The organism is Paenibacillus sp. LHD-117, assembly GCF_030929555.1.
Lineage (GTDB): Bacteria > Bacillota > Bacilli > Paenibacillales > Paenibacillaceae > Pristimantibacillus.
The window spans coordinates 113,070-132,212 of sequence record NZ_JAVFVT010000009.1 but is presented as its reverse complement, the minus strand read 5'-3'; the positions used below and the strand labels follow the sequence as shown (position 1 = coordinate 132,212).

Here is a 19,143-nt window from a genome sequence, read left to right as displayed (position 1 = left end):
CTCGTTCACTCCTCGTATTTTTTCGGAAATAAGGACGTAAGTCTGATCGATTCTTTGGTGGCCCGTACCAACGATTCCCGGTTCATCGGATTGCTTAGGCGCGGGAACCGGCCGAGCACTTGCAGACCGCCGTATTGTTCGATAAGCTCCGCGTTCGTGGCGACGCTGGGGTCATCCGGCTCCGACATATAGTCGTTCATGACGACGCCCGCTATCGGAATGTGCCGCTGGCGCAGCAATGCCGCGGTGAGCAGCGTATGGTTGACGGTGCCAAGGCCGGAACGCGCGACGATCAGTACCGGCACGCGAAGCTCGGTGATCAGGTCGACGACAAGCGCGTCGTCGGTGAGCGGGACGGCGACGCCGCCCGCGCCTTCGATCACCAGCGCATCGTAACGTGCGGCTAAAGTTTCGCCTGCCGCAAGTATGTCTTCCAATCGCAAGGAAACCCCGGAATGCCTTGCCGCTAGCATGGGCGTTAACGGCGGTTCGAACGTAAAGGACGCGATGCGCTCCGGCTTCTCTTCTAATCCCGCCATGCGTGCCACTACTTCGGCGTCGGTATTACCGCTGCCAAGAAGCGCGCCGGATTGCACGGGCTTCCAAACGCCTGCGTTCATGCCGTCCGACCGGAGCGCGGCTGCGATTGCGGCCGTAATTACGGTTTTGCCGACGCCGGTATCCGTGCCTGTGACGAAGAGGCCGCGCCAACGTTTCATCGCTCTGGCCTCCATCCGGATTCCGTGACGTCGCGAATCGCGGAGGCAAGAATATGGAGCATGGCTTCGAGCTCGGCTGTCGTGCTGACAAGCGGAGGAATAAAAACGATGACGTTCCCGAGCGGGCGAGTCAACATGCCCAGCTCTCTTGCGCGTTGGCAGACGAGAACGCCGACGCGCTCCGTCCAGTCGTACGGTTCGCGGGTGATCTTATCGCGAACAAGCTCGATCCCGACCATCAGTCCCTGCTGCCGGATATCGCCGACGTGGGGCAGGTCCACCAAAGCCTCAAGCCGCCGCGCCGCAAACGCCGCTTTCCCGTTAACGCTCTGCACGATGCCCCGATCTTCAAGCAGCTGCAGGCTCGCTAACGCAACGGCGCAGCCGAGCGGATTTCCCGTAAAGGAGTGCCCGTGGAAAAACGTTTTTTGTTCCTCGTAATCGGCATAAAACGCTTGATAGACCTCGTCGGTCGCAAGCGTGGCGGCCAGGGGCAAGTAACCGCCAGTCAAGCCTTTGCCGGCGACGAGCAGGTCGGGGGAGACGCCTTCGAGCTCGCAAGCGAACATGGCGCCGGTCCGTCCGAAGCCGGTCGCGACTTCGTCCGCAATCAGCAGCACGCCGTGCTCCCGGCACAGATCGGCGATCGCGCGCAAACATCCGGGAGGCATCACGATGATGCCGCTGGCCCCTTGCACGATCGGTTCCACGATGAGCGCCGCAATTTCGTTCCCCCGCGTCTCGAGCAAGGAGCGAAGTGCCGCGAGCGTCGCTTCGGCGGCGCCGTCCGCCCCGCCTGGGTGCCGGTAGGCGTTCGGATACGGGATGATGTGCGGCGAGAACAACATCGGGCGGAATTTCTCATGATAGAGCGGAATCGCGCCGACGCTGACGGCGCCGATGGTGTCGCCGTGATAGGCGTGGTTCATCGTGACGAACGACGACTTGCCGCGTATTCCCCGGTTATGCCAATATTGGAAGGCCATCTTGATCGCGATTTCGACGCCGGTAGCCCCCGAATCCGAATAGAAGACTTTGGTCAGCCCCTTGGGTGCGATCCGTACCAGATTCTCGGCCAGTTCAATGGCGGGTACATTGGCCATGCCGAGCAAGGTGGAATGGGCAACTTTTCCTAGTTGCTCCGTGATTGCCGCATTCAGCTCGGGTACGTTATGGCCGTGCACGTTAAGCCAGACGGAAGAAAATCCGTCATAATAACCGCGTCCGTGCAGATCGTAAAGCATAATGCCGTCGCCTCGTTCGATGATGAGCGGGTCGCCGTTACAGTAATCCTTCATTTGCGTAAAAGGATGCCATACATGGGCCTTATTCATGGCGGCAAGACGATCATATTGCGAAGTCATAAGCATCTCCTTATCGTTTTATTGTTAACCTGTATTTAATATTATTGGTTAACAATTATTCGAAGTTATTGTATCAGACGAGCTCTCCCGCGTAAAGAAGATCCTTCCAAAAACAAGTCGCCAGTCCGATGGCTGCAGGTACGCGAAACGTACCTGCAGCGCGGAACGCGCATCCCGAGGCGGCTGTAGGTCCGCGAAACGTACCTGCAGCGCGGAACGCGCACCCCGAGGCGGCTGTAGGTCCGCGAAACGTACCTGCAGCGCGGAACGCGCGCTCCGAGGCGGCTGTAGGTCCACGAAACGTACCTACAGCGCGGAACGCGCGCCCCGATGGCTGCTGTTCGTTAATTAGCAGTCGTAGAAAAAAAGGAGTTCGCCCTCCGGCTTCACATGGAAGCGGAGGGCGAACCCCTCGGGATGATGAGGCCGGCCAGAACATGCTGGCCGGCCCTAGTATTTCGATGCTTATTCGAAAGACGCCAGCAAACGAATGACGGCTACGGTCGCTTGTGCTTTCGTCACGTTCGTCGTCGGGCTGAACGCCGTCTCGGACACGCCTTTCAGAATGCCGAGCTCGACCAGCCAAGCCGCGGAACCTTCCGCATAGGAAGCAATCGACGCGCGGTCCGCGAAGCGGTCAAGCACCGCCGCATCCGCCTCGTTCGCCAGACCGGCGTATCCAAGCGCCCTGCCCAGAACGACCGCCATTTCTTGGCGTGTGATGGTGCCGTTTGGATCAAACGTGTCGTCCGTTTTGCCTGTGACCAGGCCAGCTTCTACCGCCGCGGCAATGTCGCCCGCGAACTCGGAACCGGCTTCGACATCGGCGAACGATTCGGCGGCGTAATCCGGCAAGATACCGAATGCCTTCACGATCATCGACACGAATTCGGCGCGCGTAATGTCATCGGAGGCACCGAATTCGGTCGCGCTGTTGCCGGAGATCAGCAGGCTTGCAGTCGCCGCTTCCACGGCTTCGCGCGCCCAGTCCATCGTGACGTCTTCGTAATCGAATTCGGACTCCACGATAGCGTAAATGCTATTGCCGTCCCGCAGCAGCTCGACCGTAACCGTGCCGTCTTCATTCTCGGTCACGATGGTTGCCACAGGCCGGAACTCTCCGCTCTCCGGCAGATACAGAACGCCGACCAACCGATCGGCATCCAAGTTCTCGCCATCCAGCGTGAAGATCCGTCTGAACAGATTGCCGCCGAAATCGGCGACTTCCTCGTACGTCCCGTCTTCGGTTTTCTTCGCGATTTGGAAGTCCATTGGGTCGACGAGCAGCGTTAGTTCGCCGTCTCCCGCCAGCCCGTCGATCGTTTCGCCGACTTCGCTAGCCGGAGGAGCGAGAGAGATGCGGATGTCCGAGCCTAGGTCGAGGGCACCGGCCGGAATGACGTACGTGATGTCGCCCCAGACGATGGAGATTTGGGCGTCTTCGCCTTTGGCCGCGAGCGCTTCCGCAACGGCCTTCGGTAACAAGACGTCAACGTTGCCCGCCGAAGCATCTGCCGTAATCTTGAAAGCGGTGGAATCGTTGGCCTTGATCGTAGCCAGAGCGGAGGATTCCGACACTTCGATCGTCAGCCCGTCGTTTTGTTTCGTAACCTTGGCATCCAGTTCGTTTTTGTCCTTGGCGGGCGGAATATAATACGTTTCGGCATCCGTTGTTACGCTTATGATACTTGCCGGAGAAACCTCATCGATTTGGGTTTCATCCTTGGCGACGGCAAGCACGTAGATGGAATAATGGGTGCCTGCCTTCAGCCCTTCTACCGTAAACAAAGTACCGGCTGTCGTTCCGATGTACTGGCGGTTCGCGTAAACTTCGTACGCGTCGGCGCCTTCGGATGCAGTCCACTTCAGTTGCGCGCTGTAACGTCCCTTGCCAACGACTTCAAGCTGCGTTGGCGCTTTGAGCGCGGCGTCATTTACCGTTCCGTTAATTGGCAGATCATGCGCCAGCTGATCTTGCAGGGTGCGATTACGGTCTCCGCTGACCTCCCAGCTCATGACGCCGGCGAGATTCAGCGATTTGACGAAGGAAGCATTATACTTCATCGACGTTTCGTCATTATACGTGATAAACGTCCCCGTCTCGCTGTTCCATAGGTAAGCCGTTTTGGAAGCTTCGTTCCAATGTTTTACGTAGCCGTTTTTGCCGACGTAATTATTCTCGATATCGGCTACGTCGAAGACGCCTGCCTCCCATGTACCCCCGGGGATCGCGGTACAAGTTTGATATTGGCCGCCTTCTGCACAGCCGCTCCAGCCTTTGCCGTAGAAAGGGATTCCCATGACCAGCTTATGGGCCGGTACGCCGCCGCCGAGATGGCCATTGACGCCGCCGCTCACGTTTGCCCGGGCCGCCGACTCGCGCGGATGGTTCTTATCGTAATAAAGCGGAGCGTTATGATGGGCCAGCAGCTCCCAGCTTCCGCTGTAATCGTACGCCATGATGTTAATGAAATCGAGGTATTGCGACGAATTAGCCAGATCCGCGTTGACGACGAAATTATCGCCTTGAGCGGACGCGATGGTGATCAAATAGTATCTGCCGTCTTCGGAACCGGCGGCATCGAACGCTTCGCGCAAAGCGTGCATCATCTTCGTAAAGTTAATATCGTCATCGGGAGAGTGGACATTGCCTTCTTCACCGCCCTCAACCGGGTATTCCCAGTCAATGTCGAGTCCGTCCAATCCGTATTCGCGTATGAACTTGACAGCGGAATCGGCAAACGCGCGGCGGGTTACTTCGGAAGCGGCCATGTTGGAGAAGTTGTTCGACCAAGACCATCCGCCAACGGAGACAAGGAGCTTTAGATGCGGATCGGTTTCTTTGATTGCGGCGAAACTTTCGAAGTTGACAAGATCGAACTCCGGATCTCCAATAATAACCTCGCCGTCATACACATAGCCGGATTGCAGCGGCACGTCTTTATTCTGGCATTCGGCTGGTCCGGACCCGTATTTTCGCCAACATAGATCCGCGAAAGCGTAGTTGATATGGGTAATTTGAGAGACGTCAATATCCGTCGGTTTGAAATTACGTCCTTCTTCGGACAGCGACCAGGAAGTGTAGTAGGTAACATTCGTATAATCCGCACCCGGTACAGATGCGATTGGATCGCTTGCCGGCGACTGCCAAAGAGCATTTTTGGCTTTGACCGTGAAGGAGAAGGATTGTCCTTCCGTCAATCCGGTTGCCGTGTATCGGTTGGAGTTGCCGGTCCCGATAAGCTCGCCGTCCTGATAAACGTCATAAGCGGCAGCTCCCGGAGTCGGCGCCCAGCCTAGCGCTACGGTCGTTCGATTCGCCGTCACAACCTGCAAATCCTGCGGGGCCGCGAGCTCTCCCCAAGTCAATTTGACGGTGTTGCTGTTCGCGGATACCTTCTTCTTCACGGAATCTTGGGCGCCAACGAAGAACGTAAAAGCGGTGCCGGCTGTCCGCTTAGATTCGGGAACGGTATACGTAAACTTGTTGGAGCCGTCCCATACGCCGTCTACCCAGCCGTTATTCGCATAGAAGTCGTAACCGTCCGCGCCAGGGCTTCCTCCCCAAGCGAAGGTCACGCTGCTTGGCGTCACGCCCGTTACCTTCAAGTTCTGCGGCGGCGTCAGAGGAGGCTCTTTATATTGGCTTGTATCTTCTAGTGTCGTAAACGTAACGAGATTGCTTTTTTGTTCCGGCATCAGGTTAGCGGCTTGTATGCCGTCCGGGCCGACATAGAAGGAATAAGTCGTATTCGGGGTTAGGCCGCCTACGGTTTGGGCGCCGTCGTTGGCCCAAAAAATGTACTTATTATTCTGGTCCCAAATCCAGTAATGTTTGATAGTAGGCGAGGGATCCCAAGTTAACTCTACGGTATTATGAGTCACCTTCTTGACTTTCAAGTTTTTTGGCCCTACTGCAGGAGGTTGTTCGACTTCCCCCGCGAGCGTAGTGAATTCGATTATATTGCTTTTATGTGCTCTCGTGGCAGGCCGTTCAAACCAAGTCACATAGAGCTTGTAAGTCGTGTTCGGCTGGAGATTTTCGATCGTCCTGCTTCCGCTATTCCCCCATGTGAAGTAACCGTCGCTTCCCGCGGCCGGTTCCGCGTGCCACACGTCGATGTCGTTTTTCGCCGCGACATGATCCCATTGGATCGTTGCGCTGGTAGCCGTAATCGTATCGACTCTTAGATTTTGCGGGGCTTCGGGAACCTGTACAGGTATTTCATCGGCTGCGTAAATCATAGAAAGGTTTAAGAAAGAGCTGAGGAGTAGGGTCAAACAGAGTAACAGAACGAGGGGTTTCATTAAGGGCTTTCGGGTTAATAAGTACACCATATCACCTCGATTAAGATATTCGAACATTGCAGCATAACCGTCATGTGCAAGTCTAAGGTGTAGGGCAGAATCATGATGAGGGGGGAGCGGTGAGGGGAGAGCCTCCTTTGCGAGATTTTGTTAAGGTATCTTGAACCTTACCTTCTCATCATGGGACGAAGCATGGAAGTTCGGAAGGGGGAAATACGTCTCCAGATAGGATAAAAATTTACAAATATAGAAAATGTCGATATAATCCGTCGAGCATTGGCTGATCCTGCCGAACAATGGGGAATGAATGGCTGCGAACAACTGAAAAAATGCTATCGCAAAAGAAAGGCGTCCATCTAGGTCGACGGACGCCTTGCACGTTTTAACGCTAAGAATATTTTTCTAGTCGAAGCGAGGGTTTACTAGTCAGAATCCTTCGATGTCTCGGCAAGCCGGCGAGCCTTCGCAATTACAATTCCTCCAGCGCGCGGATGCCGAGCAGGCCGAGTCCCTTGCGTAGCAGATCCGAGACCGCTTTTACGACCTCAAGCTTGAACGCCTGCTCGGATTCGCTTCCTTCCAGCACCTTCACGTGATGGTAGAAACGGTTAAACGCTTGCGCCAGCTCGAGCAGGTAACGGGCTAGGATAGACGGCTCGTAGCGTTCGGCTGTCTGGCTAAGGCGCGCAGGGTAAAACGCGACGAGCTTCAGAAGCGGCCAAGCATATGCGTTGTCCGCAAGGCCGAAGTCAGCGTCGCGAAGCGGCAGGGCATAAGGGGCGGCTGCCGCGCCGAAATTGCCGGCAGGGCTTGCGTCCGGCGCGCCGTTCGGCGACAAGGCCTCCGATCCGGGCGACATTGCCGCCTTGCGCAGAATGCTGGACGTTCTCGCGTACGTGTACTGCAAGTAGGGGCCGGTCTCGCCTTCGAAGGTGAGCACCTCCGATAAGGAGAAATCGACGTCGAGCGTGCGCGTGTTCTTCAAATCGCCGAACACGACGGCCCCGATGCCGATCGCCTCGGCCGCGGCTTCTTTGTCGCGGAGCGAGGGATTTTTTGCTTCGATGATTCGTTTCGCCTGCTCGACCGCTTCGTTCAGCACATCCTCCAGGAACAGCACCTTGCCGCGGCGGGTGGACATCTTCTGGCCTTCCATCATCATCAGCCCGAACGGGATGTGCTTGCAACGCCCTTCCCATGAGCCGTCCATCTTCTCGAGCACGCGGAACACCTGCTGGAAGTGGAGGGACTGCTCGCCCCCTACGACATAAAGCAGCAGAGATCCGTCCATTTCGTTGCGGCGGTATAAGGCGGTAGCGAGGTCGCGGGTCGCGTAGATGGACGTGCCGTTGGACTTGACGAGCAGGCAAGGCGGCTTTCCGAATTCGTCCAGCCGGACGACCATTGCGCCGTCGCTTTCCTCCAGCAGCCCCGTGCGGCGCAGCTCCTCGATTACCGCATCCATTTTATCGTTGTAAAAGCTCTCGCCAAGCACGTGGTCGAACGTCACGCCAAGCCGATCGTACAGCTTATTGAACTGCTTTAAGCTTTCTCCGATCATTTCGCGCCATAGCTCCGTTGCCACCTTGTCCCCGGTTTCCAGCTTGCGGAACCATTCCCTTGCTTCGTCTTCCAGTTCGGGATGCCGCTCGGCTTCCTCGTGAAACTTCACGTACAGCGACAGATACTCCTTCGTGGCGTTGTCGCTTGCCTGAATATCGGCCGGATTGCCCCATCTGAGGTAGGCGGTAATCATTTTGCCGAATTGGGTGCCCCAGTCTCCAAGATGATTGACGTTCGCTGTATCGTAACCGACCTCCCGCAGGATGCGATAGATCGCGTTGCCGATCATCGTTGAGCGCAGATGTCCGATGCCGAACGGCTTGGCGATGTTGGGGGACGACATGTCGATGATGACGCGCTTGCCGCCGCCAATATTCGGACGCCAGAACGCGTCCGCGCGGACAGCGCGCAGGAGCTCTTCGCCGAACGCCGACCGGTTCAGCCTGAAGTTCAAATAAGGCCCGGCCGCCTCCGCAAGGAAAGATGGATGGCTGATCGTATCCGCGAGCTGCCGCGCGATCAGCTGCGGACTTTGTTTCATCGTCTTGGCCAGCGCGAAGCAAGGCAAAGCGACGTCGCCGAGCTCGTCGTTCGGCGGATATTCCAGCAAGGACAGGATTTCTTCTTTCGTTAACGGGAGATGCGGAGCCAGACTGTCGGCTGCCCATACATTGAACATATCGATTCCTCCTTCTATTCGCGCGGGAACGCAAAAAATCCCCGTCTCTGTTAGAGACGGGGATGTGCCCGCGGTGCCACTCTCATTATCCGAAGCTCACGAAAGAGCCGGATCTTATCTTAGCCGTAACGGTGCCGAACCGGACTGCCCTAGGAGCGCGCTTCGCCCTTCGGAGAGTCGTCTCCCGGGTCCTCTTCGTTCGTCGGCCGTTGACCGGCTCTCACCATCCCGGCTCGCTTGGCAACTTTGCCCGACAACTACTGTCCCGTTCATTGACGTTTTAGAGGTTGTTCAAAAAGTACGCTTCCCATTACGAAGTAATCCCAGAAGCTTATTCGACATCGAATATTGAATTCAGCCGAACCTTCCGTTGCTCACGTAGCTCTGCTACGCTCCGCTACTCAGTTTCTAGCTTCATTCAATCTTCTCGGTACTGATAACCAAACTTTTTGAACACTTATTTATAAAGTATTATAACGATTCGCTTGCGGAAATCAAGAGGCGGGCAGCTTTTAATAGGCATTCTTTCGGTCAATGTACGTGAGCTTACTGACGATGTCCTGGTAGTAGTTGCCGAAGCCGGCGCCGTAGATCGTCAGTCCGCCGATGTTCTTCGCGTCTTCCTTGACCTCGAGCTTGAGGTCCCACTGCAGCCGATTAATGTCGACGTTGTCGATCGTGTAGTCCGACACCTTCGTTCCTTCAATGAACGTGCCGTCGCCGTTGATTCGGATATGGACGAGCAGGCCGTACTGGTTCATCTCGATATTCCACCATTCCGGCGTATACTTGCCGCGAGTGCCGCCGAAGTCGCCGGGGCTCGTCCATTTGCCGATCGGGAAGCCGTTGAACGAGAACGAGATGTCGGAAGGCCAATGCTCATTGGAGAGCGGGGCTTCGGAAGCGAGCTCCATCGTCATTTCAAGCTCTTCGGGCTCTTCATCGGGCTTCAGGTAGTTCGGGATTTTGTACGAGATAAACCCCTTTGAAAACCACAAAATTTTGGCGTCGACGCGCTCCGGGTCGAGGAAGTAACGCGGATCGTCGAAGCCGTCTCCGATGATCTTGTACTTGGAGGCCAGACCGCAAGTCGGCTTGACGTCGAAGTCGGTGAAATGACCGATCGAGATGTTGGAAATATGGAAGTTGCGCGGAATGAGCCCTTTGCTCGGGAACACGAGCTCAATCCGGTCGGCGACCAACGTGCAAAGCTTCTGCGAAGCGCCCTTGCCGGGAATCATCTCCGTGCGGACCAGGTCGGCCCGCTCGAGCTTCTTGACGTGCATCGTAATAATAGAATTGCTGAGTCCGAGCGCTGCTGCCAAGTCTTTCATGATCATTGGCTTCTGTCCGAGCAGCTCCATGATCTTGATTCGGACGTTGCTGGCCAATGCCTCGAATAGGGGGAGATTGTTCTCCGATACGGTTGTCTCCATGCGACCTCTTCTAATAGTTCATTTTTATATTAAATATACCTTACCTACTTGATATTTGACAAGGGGATTCATAGACGGTCGAAAATATAACGTTATTTGCGAATAGTTTAATAAAAACATGAAATATTTGATAATTATCCGTTGACAAAACGATAGGAGCGCTTTAATATGCTAAATATAACAGTCATCTACGAAATACTTCACATTTATGTAAAGCATTGTGGGCGGCATTCATGAGCTGGTAATATTGGTATCGTTTGCTTATAAGCTGCCGCACGGTCAGGAGGGATGACGTTTTTTCAGAAGTAACATGTAAGCGCTATTACGGGGGCTTGTCATTCGTTTTACCAATAACGAGGAGGTTATGAAACAGATGAAAAAAGGTTCGATTATGATCCTCACGCTGATTATCGCGCTGATCGTGACGGCGTGCAGCGGCAACAACGGCGGCAACAACGCAGGCAACGACGGTGCGGCGAGCAACAACGCGGCGAACGGAGGCGGCGAACAAGCGCCTGCGGAGAACGTCGAAATCTCCATCTCGTCGTGGGGAGCGCCGGACGAGCGCAAAGTGTTCGAAGCGGTACTCGGCGAATTCCAGAAAGCGTATCCAAATATCAAAGTGAAATTCATTCACATTCCTAACGATTATACCACGAAGATGAACACGATGATCGCCGGCAACTCGGCGCCGGACGTTATCTTCACGAGCGACGGCGACTTCCCCCGCTGGGTGAAGCAAGGCGCGTTCCTCGACATCACGCAGTACGTCGAGTCGAGCGACAAGCTGGACCTGAACGACATGTGGGAAGGCGGTCTGAACCGCTACCGTTACGACGGCAAAATTACGGGTACTGGCGGCTACTACGCGCTGCCGAAGGATATCGGCCCGACGGTTATGTACTATAACAAAACGATTTTCGACAAGCTGGGCGTTCCTTACCCAAGCGCAGAGACGCCGATGAATTGGGAGCAAGCGCTTGAGATGTGGAAGAAGCTGACGGTCGACGAGAACGGCGACGGCAAGACCGACATTTACGGCGCAGGCCCGGTATGGTGGGAAGGCTTCGTATGGGGCAACGGCGGTGCCGTCCTGAGCGAAGACCGTACGCAATTCGTAGTGAACGAGCCGGCGGCTGCAGAAGCGATGCAATTTATCTACGATCTGACGAATACGCACAAGGTCGTGCCGGATTCCCGCGCGCTGCAATCGATGAACGACGGCCAAATGTTCGAGGCGGGCAAGCTCGCGACGATTACGGGCGGCCGCTGGATGGTACCGACATACCGCAAGCTGAAGTTCGATTGGGACGTTGCGCCGATTCCGTCGGGCAACGGCACGTGGACGAACGGCTGGTCTGGCTCGGTCGGCCTCGGCGTCAACGCGAAGTCGAAGCATCCTGAGGAAGCGTTCAAGCTGGTTGAATTCTTCGCGGGTATCGAAGGACAAACGAAGATGACGGAGCTCGGCTTCCAAATTCCGAACTTCAAATCGATGGCTGACGACGAAGTATATACGCAGCCAGGCCAGAAGCCGGAGCATCCGGAAGTGTTCGTCAAGGCGGGCGAAGGCCAGCTGCCAGGTCCGTGGACGTACCTGCCGAACGGCAAGTGGTTTGATACGCTGAGCCAAAACCTAAGCAAGTTCTGGACCGGCAAAGAATCGGCAGTCGACTTCTTCGCGAAGCTGAAGCCGCTGGTCGAGAAGGACTTGAAGGAAGGCAATCCGGAGCTCTTTCAATAAATCATAACGGGAAGCTGCAACGCGGACGCCGCGCGCGTCCGCGCTCCAGCTTCCTTATTTACCCGGAACAAATCAAGAAGGGGGCCAGCCCTGATGAATGCCAATGCGACGACTACCGCGCAAGTGAAACCGACCAAAAGAAAGTCGCTCTACCGCAATGAGATGTGGTGGGGGTTCCTGTTCATCGCCCCGCCGTTCATCGGCGTGCTTGTATTTCTGCTTTATCCGCTTGTGAATTCGCTCTATATGAGCCTAACGACGTTTAACTTTGGCCAGCCCGCCGAATTTACGGGCATCGAGAACTATGAACGCGCCCTGACGAACGATCCGCTCGTCTGGAAGACGTTGTGGAACACGTTCTACGCGGCGCTCGGCGTGCCGATCGGCATGATCGTGGCATTGTGCGTTGCGATGCTGCTCGACCGGAAGCTGCGCGGAAGAAATTTCTTCCGGATGATGTTTTTCCTGCCGACGATCTGCTCGATCGTCGCGCTCGCGATGATCTGGCAATGGATCTTTAACGCCGACTTCGGCTTGCTCAACTACTATTTGGGCCAGATCGGCCTGAATCCGCCTGCATGGCTCGTCGACGAGAATTGGGCGATGATCGCCATCATCATCCAAGGCGTCTGGGGCGGCATGGGCGTTAGCATCATCCTGTATCTAGCTGCGCTCGGCAACGTCCCATCGTCCCTGTACGAAGCGGCGACGGTCGATGGAGCAGGAGGGTGGAACAAGTTCATCCACATTACGATTCCGGGCATTTCGCCGGTGACGTTCTTCATCTTGATTACGTCGCTCATCGGCGCGCTACAGGACTTCCCGCGGTTCCAGCTGCTTACGGGCGGCGGGCCGAACTACTCGACAACGACGATCGTGTACTACCTGTACACCGTAGCGTTCGAGTACAGCGAGATGGGCTACGCGTCCGCGATCGCTTGGTTTATCGGCATCATTATTATGTTTGTCCTTCTCATCAATTTCCTGCTGTCCAAGCGGTGGGTCCACTACAACTAAGGGGGGATACGAATCCATGAGTACGCAAACGGCAACCGGACGCCGAGAGTTGAAAAAAGGTGAGTTCCTCACCAATACGGTCGTCTATCTGCTGCTGATCTTCGGCGGCATCATAATGGCGGTACCATTCCTGTGGATGCTGTCCACGTCGCTCAAGCCGGACGGCGAAGTGTTCTCGTATCCGCCGCAGTGGATACCGTCGACGATCGCTTGGGAGAACTACAAGTTAATTTTTACGGATGCGCACATGATCCGAGGCTTCTTCAATACGATGATCGTCGTCGTTCCGACGCTCGTGATCGGCCTGTTCGTCTGCGCATTGTCCGCTTACGCATTCGCGAAGCTGCGCTTCCCGGGGCGCGATAAGCTGTTCATGACGCTCGTCGGAACAATGGTTATTCCCGGCGCGGTCATGATGATTCCGGCGTTTATTATGTTTAAGACATTCGGCTGGACGGACAGTTGGAAGCCGCTTATTATTCCGGGCATGTTCGGCGCGCCGATGACGATTTTCTTCTTACGCCAATTCATTAAGCAGCTCCCCGACGAGCTCGAGGATGCGGCGAAGATCGACGGGATGAACCCTTTCGGCATTTTCCTGAAAATCATTATTCCGCTTACGAAGCCGGCACTTATCACGCAAGGCATTCTGTCCTTCAACGCGGGTTATAACGATTACCTGGGACCGCTTATCTACTTGAACACGCCGGAGAAATATACGCTCCAGCTCGAGCTCGCTTCCTTCTCGTCCTATTACGTGACGGAATGGACGCTCATCATGGCCGGCGCGGTCGTCGCGCTCGTGCCGACGCTGATTCTGTTCGCGTTCGCGCAGCGTTTCTTCATTGAAGGTATCGCCCTGACGGGCATCAAAGGATAGGAGCAGCTTTTCACTACCACATAGATAAAGGAGACAAACCACACGATGACCACACACAAAGTAGTCGTACACGCCGACTGGACGGTCGGCACCATTAACCGCCATATCTACGGACATTTCGCGGAGCATCTGGGCCGCTGCATTTATGAAGGACTATGGGTCGGCGAAGATTCGCCGATTCCGAATACGAGAGGCATCCGGAACGACGTGCTCGAAGCGCTTCGCAAGCTGAACATCCCGAATCTTCGCTGGCCGGGCGGCTGCTTCGCGGACGAATACCATTGGAAGGACGGCGTCGGCCCGCGCGAATCGCGCAAGCGGATGGTCAATACGCATTGGGGCGGCGTCGTGGAAAATAATCATTTCGGCACGCATGAATTTTTCCAATTGTGCGAACTGCTGGACGCGGAGCCGTACATCTGCGGCAACGTCGGCAGCGGCTCGGTGCAGGAAATGAGCGAATGGGTCGAATACATGACGTTCGGCGGAGAGTCGCCGATGGCGAACTGGCGGCAGGAGAACGGCCGCGAGCAGCCGTGGAAGCTGAAATATTTTGGCGTTGGCAACGAGAACTGGGGCTGCGGCGGCAACATGGAGCCGGAGTACTACGCGGATCTATACCGTAATTATCAGACTTACGTCCGGCAATACGGCGATAACCGCCTGTACAAGATCGCGGGCGGCGCGAACGTCGCAGACTACCGCTGGACGGAGGTGCTCATGCGCAAAGCGGGCCACCTGATGGACGGCCTCAGCCTTCATTATTATACAATCCCGGGCAGCTGGGAAGAGAAGAAGCCTGCGCTTCACTTCGACGAGAAAGACTGGGCGGAGACGATGGCCAAGGCGTTCTATATGGACGAATTGATTACGCGCCATAGCACGATTATGGATCAGTACGATCCGAACAAACGAGTTGGCTTGATCATCGACGAGTGGGGCACTTGGTTCTTGCCTGAGCCGGGCACGAATCCGGGCTTCCTGTATCAACAGAACACGATGCGCGACGCGCTTGTTGCGGCGATTCACTTGCATGTGTTCCACAAGCACTGCAGCCGGGTGCACATGGCGAACCTCGCGCAGATGGTCAACGTGCTGCAAGCCGTCATCCTGACGGAAGGGGACAAAATGCTTCTCACGCCGACCTACCACGTGCTCGAAATGTTCAAGGTGCACCAAGACGGCGAGTCGCTCGCGCTCCACGGCTCGTTCGGCGAATACGAGGGGCACGGCAAGAAGCTGCCTCAGGTGACGGTATCCGCATCGATCAAGGATGGTGTTATCAGCGTCAGCCTTGCGAACCTCGACCCGGTGAACGTGGCGGAACTGTTCGTCGAGCTGCGAGGATCGTCCGGCGGCTACACGGCGAACGGCTCGATCCTCGCTGCAGACGACATTCTCGCACACAACACGTTCGATCGGCCAGACCGGGTCGCGCAGCGTTCGTTCGACGAAGCGCGCTGGGTAGACGGCACGCTGTCCGCGAAGCTGCCGCCGGCATCGGTGGCGGTTGTGCGGCTGACGCCGAAAGCGTAATGGCGCGCAGGAGCGCAGGCGGCGATATCATTTTTTGGAGCTAGAGAGGGAGAGAGACGATGATTGAACAGAATACAACGGCGGCGACGGAACAACCGATTATATTGCAGCGCGCCGATCCGTGGGTTTACAAGCATGACGACGGATTCTATTACTTCACGGCGTCCGTGCCGGAATACGACCGGATCGAAGTGCGGCGGGCGAGCACGATCGCGGGGCTCGCGAAAGCGGAGCCGGTCGTCGCGTGGCGGAAGCACGCGTCCGGCATAATGAGCGCGAACATCTGGGCGCCGGAAATCCATTTCATCGACAGCAAGTGGTACATCTACTTCGCCGCCGCCCGCACGACGGAGACGAACGACGGGCTGTTCGATCACCGCATGTTCGTGCTGGAGAACGCATCGGCGAACCCGCTCGAAGGCGAGTGGGTCGAGAAAGGCCAGATCAAGACGATGTGGGAATCGTTCGCCCTCGACGCGACGACATTCGAACACCGCGGCACCCGATACCTCGTCTGGGCGCAGAAAGATCCGGATATTAGAGGCAACTCTAACCTGTATATCGCGCCGATGGCGAATCCGTGGACGCTGGCGGCGAACGGCGTCATGCTGACGAAGCCGGAGTACGAATGGGAAGTAATCGGCTTCCTCGTGAACGAAGGGGCGGCCGTCGTGAAGCGCGGCGGACGTATCTTCATCTCCTATTCGGGAAGTGCAACGAACCATCATTACTGCATGGGGCTGCTCGAAGCGTCGGAAGAAGCTGATCTGATGGACCCTGCCTCCTGGACGAAGTCGCCGCAGCCGGTGCTGAAGACGGACGAGGCGAACGGCCTGTTCGGTCCGGGCCACAACAGCTTCACAAAGTCGGAGAACGGCCAGGACGACATCCTCGTCTTCCACGCCCGCACGTACAAGGAAATCGTCGGCGATCCGTTGTACGATCCGAACCGTCATACGTTCGTCCGTAAGCTGCAGTGGAGCGCAGACGGCAAACCGATTTTCGAATAACCAGGAGCCAGAACGACATAGCCGAAGGTGACCGCACCACGACGGCTATTCGTTTCCGGGTGGAATATGAGCGATACGGCATAAAAAATGTATGCGGTTACATTGATTCTAAAGTGAAAGGGATGTTTCTTCTTGCGGAAAAAAGGGGCTTATAAAATATCAATCTTGCTATTGGCTTGTGCACTAATTATTCCGGGAATCGTATCGGCACGCAAAAATCAGCCGGAGCCGGCTGCGTCGGTCTTTCAAAACGTTTCGGTTCACGATCCTTCGATCGTTAAGGACGGCGACACGTTCTACGCGTTCGGCTCTCATATCGATGCGGCCAAATCGACGGATTTGATTAACTGGACGCGGTTCACGAACGGCTACACGACGCCGAACAATGTGATTTTCGGCGATCTGTCTAGCAATCTGGCGGGTTCCTTCGCATGGGCGGGGGAGAATGACTCCGACAGCAAAGGCGGTTATGCCGTATGGGCGCCAGACGTATTTTATAATAAAGATTATATGAACAAAGACGGCTCCAAGGGCGCTTACATGATGTACTACAGCGCATCGTCCACTTACATCCGCTCGGCGATCGGCTTTGCGGTGTCGCAAAGCATCGAAGGGCCTTATACGTATGGAGACACAATCGTATATTCCGGATTTACGCAAGACGAGGCTTACGACAATAACAGCAAGGTTAATAAAAAATGGACGAACACCAATATTAAAGCATTGGTCGACAGCGGCAAGCTTAGCGGCAAAAACGAGGCATGGTTTAATGACAACGGCACGTTCAACAACAAAATGTATCCAAACGCGATCGACTCCACGATGTTCTACGACAAAAGCGGCAAGCTGTGGATGACATACGGCTCGTGGTCCGGAGGCATCTTCCTGCTCGAAATCGATAAAGCGACAGGCAAAGCGATCTATCCAGGTGCGGACGGTCAAACCTCGGACGGCAGAATAATCGACCGTTACTTCGGCGTTAAAATCGCCGGCGGCTACTATGAATCGGGCGAAGGCCCGTACATTGTGTACGACAAAAACACAAAGTACTACTATTTGTATGTTACCTACGGCTGGCTGGGCGCAGACGGTGGTTACAACATGCGCCAATTCCGTTCAAAAAATCCGGACGGTCCGTACGTAGACGCCAAGGGGCAAAATGCGGTATTGCCAGCCGATACAATCAACGCTTCGTATGGCAACAAGCTGATCGGCAACTACTTGTTCGACCGCAAGGTCGGCGACGAAGGAACGGGCATCGGCGTCGGTTATGTGTCCCCGGGCCATAACTCGGTGTATATCGATCCGGCAACCGGCAAGCAATTCCTCGTATTCCACTCGCGGTTCCCGCAAACGGGCGAGTACCATGAGGTGCGCGTGCATCAGATGTTTATGAACAAAGACGGATGGCCGGTCGTCGCGCCATACCGTTACACCGGTGAAACGTTAAGCAAAGTACACAATCCGGATGTGGTCGGCGATTACAAGCTGATCAACCATGGCAAGCTGAATTCGGCAGATATCGAAAACTCGAAGTTTGTTACGTTGAACAGCAACCATACGATTACCGGCGACGCGACGGGCAGCTGGAAGAGGACAGCCCATAACACAGCCGAAATTACGCTTGACGGAGCAACCTATAAAGGCGTATTTGTACGCGGATGGGATCCGGTCTCGGAGAGCTATGTGATGACGTTCACGGCGCTGTCGGGTGAAGGCGTCTCCATCTGGGGCAGCAGGCAGTCCGACAAAACCGCTCAGCAGAGCGTCGATGATGTCGTAAATGCTCTGGATCTCGGCGACACGGCGAATGTCATCGACAATCTGGTTCTGCCGACATCGGGAACGCGCAATACGCAAATCTCGTGGCAAACCTCGGATGCTTCGGTCGTAACGGATACCGGCGTCATCGTTCGTCCTGCGGCTGGCGCGAGCAGCGTATCGGCAGTGTTGACGGCGACCATATCCAAAGACGGCGTAACAGCGACGAAAGCTTTCAATATTACGGTGCTTCCGCTTCAAACGGCAGGGCTGGCTGCACACTTTGCTTTTGAAAATGATTTGAACGACGCTTCCGGCCAGTTTGCAGCGGGCACGGCAACGGGCAGCCGAATCGATCAGGACGGCGGGAATATAACGTATGAAGAGGGCAAGAACGGCAAGGCTGCGTCATTCGACGGCGCCTCCGGCGTCCGTCTGCCGAACGGACTCATTTCCGGCGATTCGTATTCCGTGGCGCTGTGGCTGAAGCCGAATCTGCTTACCCCATTCACGACGACCTTCTTCGGCGCCAAGGACAACAGCAACTGGGTAAGCCTGGTGCCAAGCGGTCCGGTAGGCAACAATACGATGGTGTGGTCCGGCAGCGGCAGATGGTATGACGCGGTGTCCGGCTTGACGATTCCGGCCGGCGAATGGACGCATTTGGCATATACGGTCGACGGCGGAGACATTAGACTTTATGTTAACGGCGTCGAGAAATATGAGGGCACGAACTTCCCGAACATTTTCAACGTTGCAAACGCGATGTTCGCGCTTGGCGTCAACTGGTGGGATACTCCGTATCAAGGTCTGATGGACGAGCTTCGCGTATACCAAGGAGCGCTGACAGAGGCGGAAGTCGCAGGCTTGAATGCGGAAGGGAAATAAAGGAGAGGAGCGCACGAAGCCAGCGGGCTTCGTGCGTTTTTTTGCAGATCTCGCTGTCTGGACAACATCGGTCAGTCCGTTACAAGGTAGCGCAAAATTTCCGCTTGTCAACTTCGTGTCGCTCCCCTTATAATAGGCATTAAGTGAATGAAAGTTAAAACGCTTTAACTTTTGGTGAATGGCGACACTATTTTCGACTAGAATGCTGAACGCGAGATTATTGCTGTAACCGCATGAT

At 55.6% G+C, this 19,143-nt stretch carries 11 protein-coding genes and 1 other annotated feature; of the genes, 6 read left to right on the top strand and 5 right to left on the bottom strand.

All coding sequences use genetic code 11. The features are described from left to right. Positions 1-5: 5 nt before the first annotated feature. From bioD to RB620_RS09205, 5 genes are all read right to left on the bottom strand, one after another. Complete coding sequence (bioD, locus tag RB620_RS09225; RefSeq protein WP_308093695.1) at positions 6-719, bottom strand: dethiobiotin synthase; 714 nt, start codon at positions 717-719, stop codon at positions 6-8. Continuing rightward, the gene (gene bioA, locus RB620_RS09220) at positions 716-2,089 is read right to left on the bottom strand and encodes an adenosylmethionine--8-amino-7-oxononanoate transaminase (RefSeq protein WP_308093693.1); all 1,374 of its coding nucleotides are present in this window, start codon (positions 2,087-2,089) and stop codon (positions 716-718) included. Before bioA ends, bioD begins: the two co-directional genes overlap by 4 nt. A 459-nt stretch (positions 2,090-2,548) precedes the next feature. Further along, positions 2,549-6,328 (bottom strand): glycosyl hydrolase family 18 protein, encoded by a 3,780-nt coding sequence (locus RB620_RS09215; RefSeq protein WP_308093691.1) that lies wholly within the window; start codon positions 6,326-6,328, stop codon positions 2,549-2,551. A 532-nt stretch (positions 6,329-6,860) separates the two neighbouring features. Continuing rightward, complete coding sequence (gene argS, locus RB620_RS09210) at positions 6,861-8,633, bottom strand: arginine--tRNA ligase (protein ID WP_308093689.1); 1,773 nt, start codon at positions 8,631-8,633, stop codon at positions 6,861-6,863. A gap of 49 nt (positions 8,634-8,682) precedes the next feature. Continuing rightward, positions 8,683-8,915, bottom strand: a binding site (T-box leader). A gap of 230 nt (positions 8,916-9,145) precedes the next feature. Further along, positions 9,146-10,069, bottom strand: a complete 924-nt coding sequence (locus tag RB620_RS09205; protein WP_308093687.1) for an ArsR/SmtB family transcription factor — start codon at positions 10,067-10,069, stop codon at positions 9,146-9,148. A gap of 373 nt (positions 10,070-10,442) precedes the next feature. On the opposite strand from RB620_RS09205, the gene RB620_RS09200 reads away from it, so the two are divergent. From RB620_RS09200 to RB620_RS09175, 6 genes are all read left to right on the top strand, one after another. Beyond that, entirely contained in the window at positions 10,443-11,813 is a 1,371-nt protein-coding gene (locus RB620_RS09200; protein ID WP_308093685.1) for an ABC transporter substrate-binding protein, read from the top strand. Between the two features lie 93 nt (positions 11,814-11,906). Further along, positions 11,907-12,830, top strand: coding sequence for a carbohydrate ABC transporter permease (locus tag RB620_RS09195; protein WP_308093684.1), 924 nt, complete (start codon positions 11,907-11,909; stop codon positions 12,828-12,830). A 16-nt stretch (positions 12,831-12,846) separates the two neighbouring features. Next, positions 12,847-13,710: a carbohydrate ABC transporter permease gene (locus RB620_RS09190; protein WP_308093682.1), complete on the top strand. Its 864-nt coding sequence runs from the start codon at positions 12,847-12,849 to the stop codon at positions 13,708-13,710. A 45-nt stretch (positions 13,711-13,755) separates the two neighbouring features. Beyond that, a complete protein-coding gene (locus RB620_RS09185) occupies positions 13,756-15,246 on the top strand; it encodes an alpha-N-arabinofuranosidase (RefSeq protein WP_308093680.1) in 1,491 nt (496 codons plus the stop codon). 59 nt (positions 15,247-15,305) lie between these two features. Next, positions 15,306-16,256, top strand: coding sequence for a glycoside hydrolase family 43 protein (locus RB620_RS09180; RefSeq protein ID WP_308093678.1), 951 nt, complete (start codon positions 15,306-15,308; stop codon positions 16,254-16,256). A 132-nt stretch (positions 16,257-16,388) separates the two neighbouring features. Continuing rightward, the gene (locus RB620_RS09175; RefSeq protein WP_308093676.1) at positions 16,389-18,905 is read left to right on the top strand and encodes a LamG-like jellyroll fold domain-containing protein; all 2,517 of its coding nucleotides are present in this window, start codon (positions 16,389-16,391) and stop codon (positions 18,903-18,905) included. Positions 18,906-19,143 lie beyond the last annotated feature (238 nt).

What these genes read in the sequence shown, in the direction of transcription:
- RB620_RS09205 (WP_308093687.1), bottom strand. Translation starts at nt 10,069, where the DNA reads ATGGAGACAACCGTATCGGAGAACAATCTCCCCCTATTCGAGGCATTG.
- RB620_RS09180 (WP_308093678.1), top strand. Translation starts at nt 15,306, where the DNA reads ATGATTGAACAGAATACAACGGCGGCGACGGAACAACCGATTATATTG.
- RB620_RS09185 (WP_308093680.1), top strand. Translation starts at nt 13,756, where the DNA reads ATGACCACACACAAAGTAGTCGTACACGCCGACTGGACGGTCGGCACC.
- argS (WP_308093689.1), bottom strand. Translation starts at nt 8,633, where the DNA reads ATGTTCAATGTATGGGCAGCCGACAGTCTGGCTCCGCATCTCCCGTTA.
- RB620_RS09215 (WP_308093691.1), bottom strand. Translation starts at nt 6,328, where the DNA reads ATGATTTACGCAGCCGATGAAATACCTGTACAGGTTCCCGAAGCCCCG.
- bioA (WP_308093693.1), bottom strand. Translation starts at nt 2,089, where the DNA reads ATGCTTATGACTTCGCAATATGATCGTCTTGCCGCCATGAATAAGGCC.
- RB620_RS09195 (WP_308093684.1), top strand. Translation starts at nt 11,907, where the DNA reads ATGAATGCCAATGCGACGACTACCGCGCAAGTGAAACCGACCAAAAGA.
- RB620_RS09200 (WP_308093685.1), top strand. Translation starts at nt 10,443, where the DNA reads ATGAAAAAAGGTTCGATTATGATCCTCACGCTGATTATCGCGCTGATC.
- RB620_RS09190 (WP_308093682.1), top strand. Translation starts at nt 12,847, where the DNA reads ATGAGTACGCAAACGGCAACCGGACGCCGAGAGTTGAAAAAAGGTGAG.
- bioD (WP_308093695.1), bottom strand. Translation starts at nt 719, where the DNA reads ATGAAACGTTGGCGCGGCCTCTTCGTCACAGGCACGGATACCGGCGTC.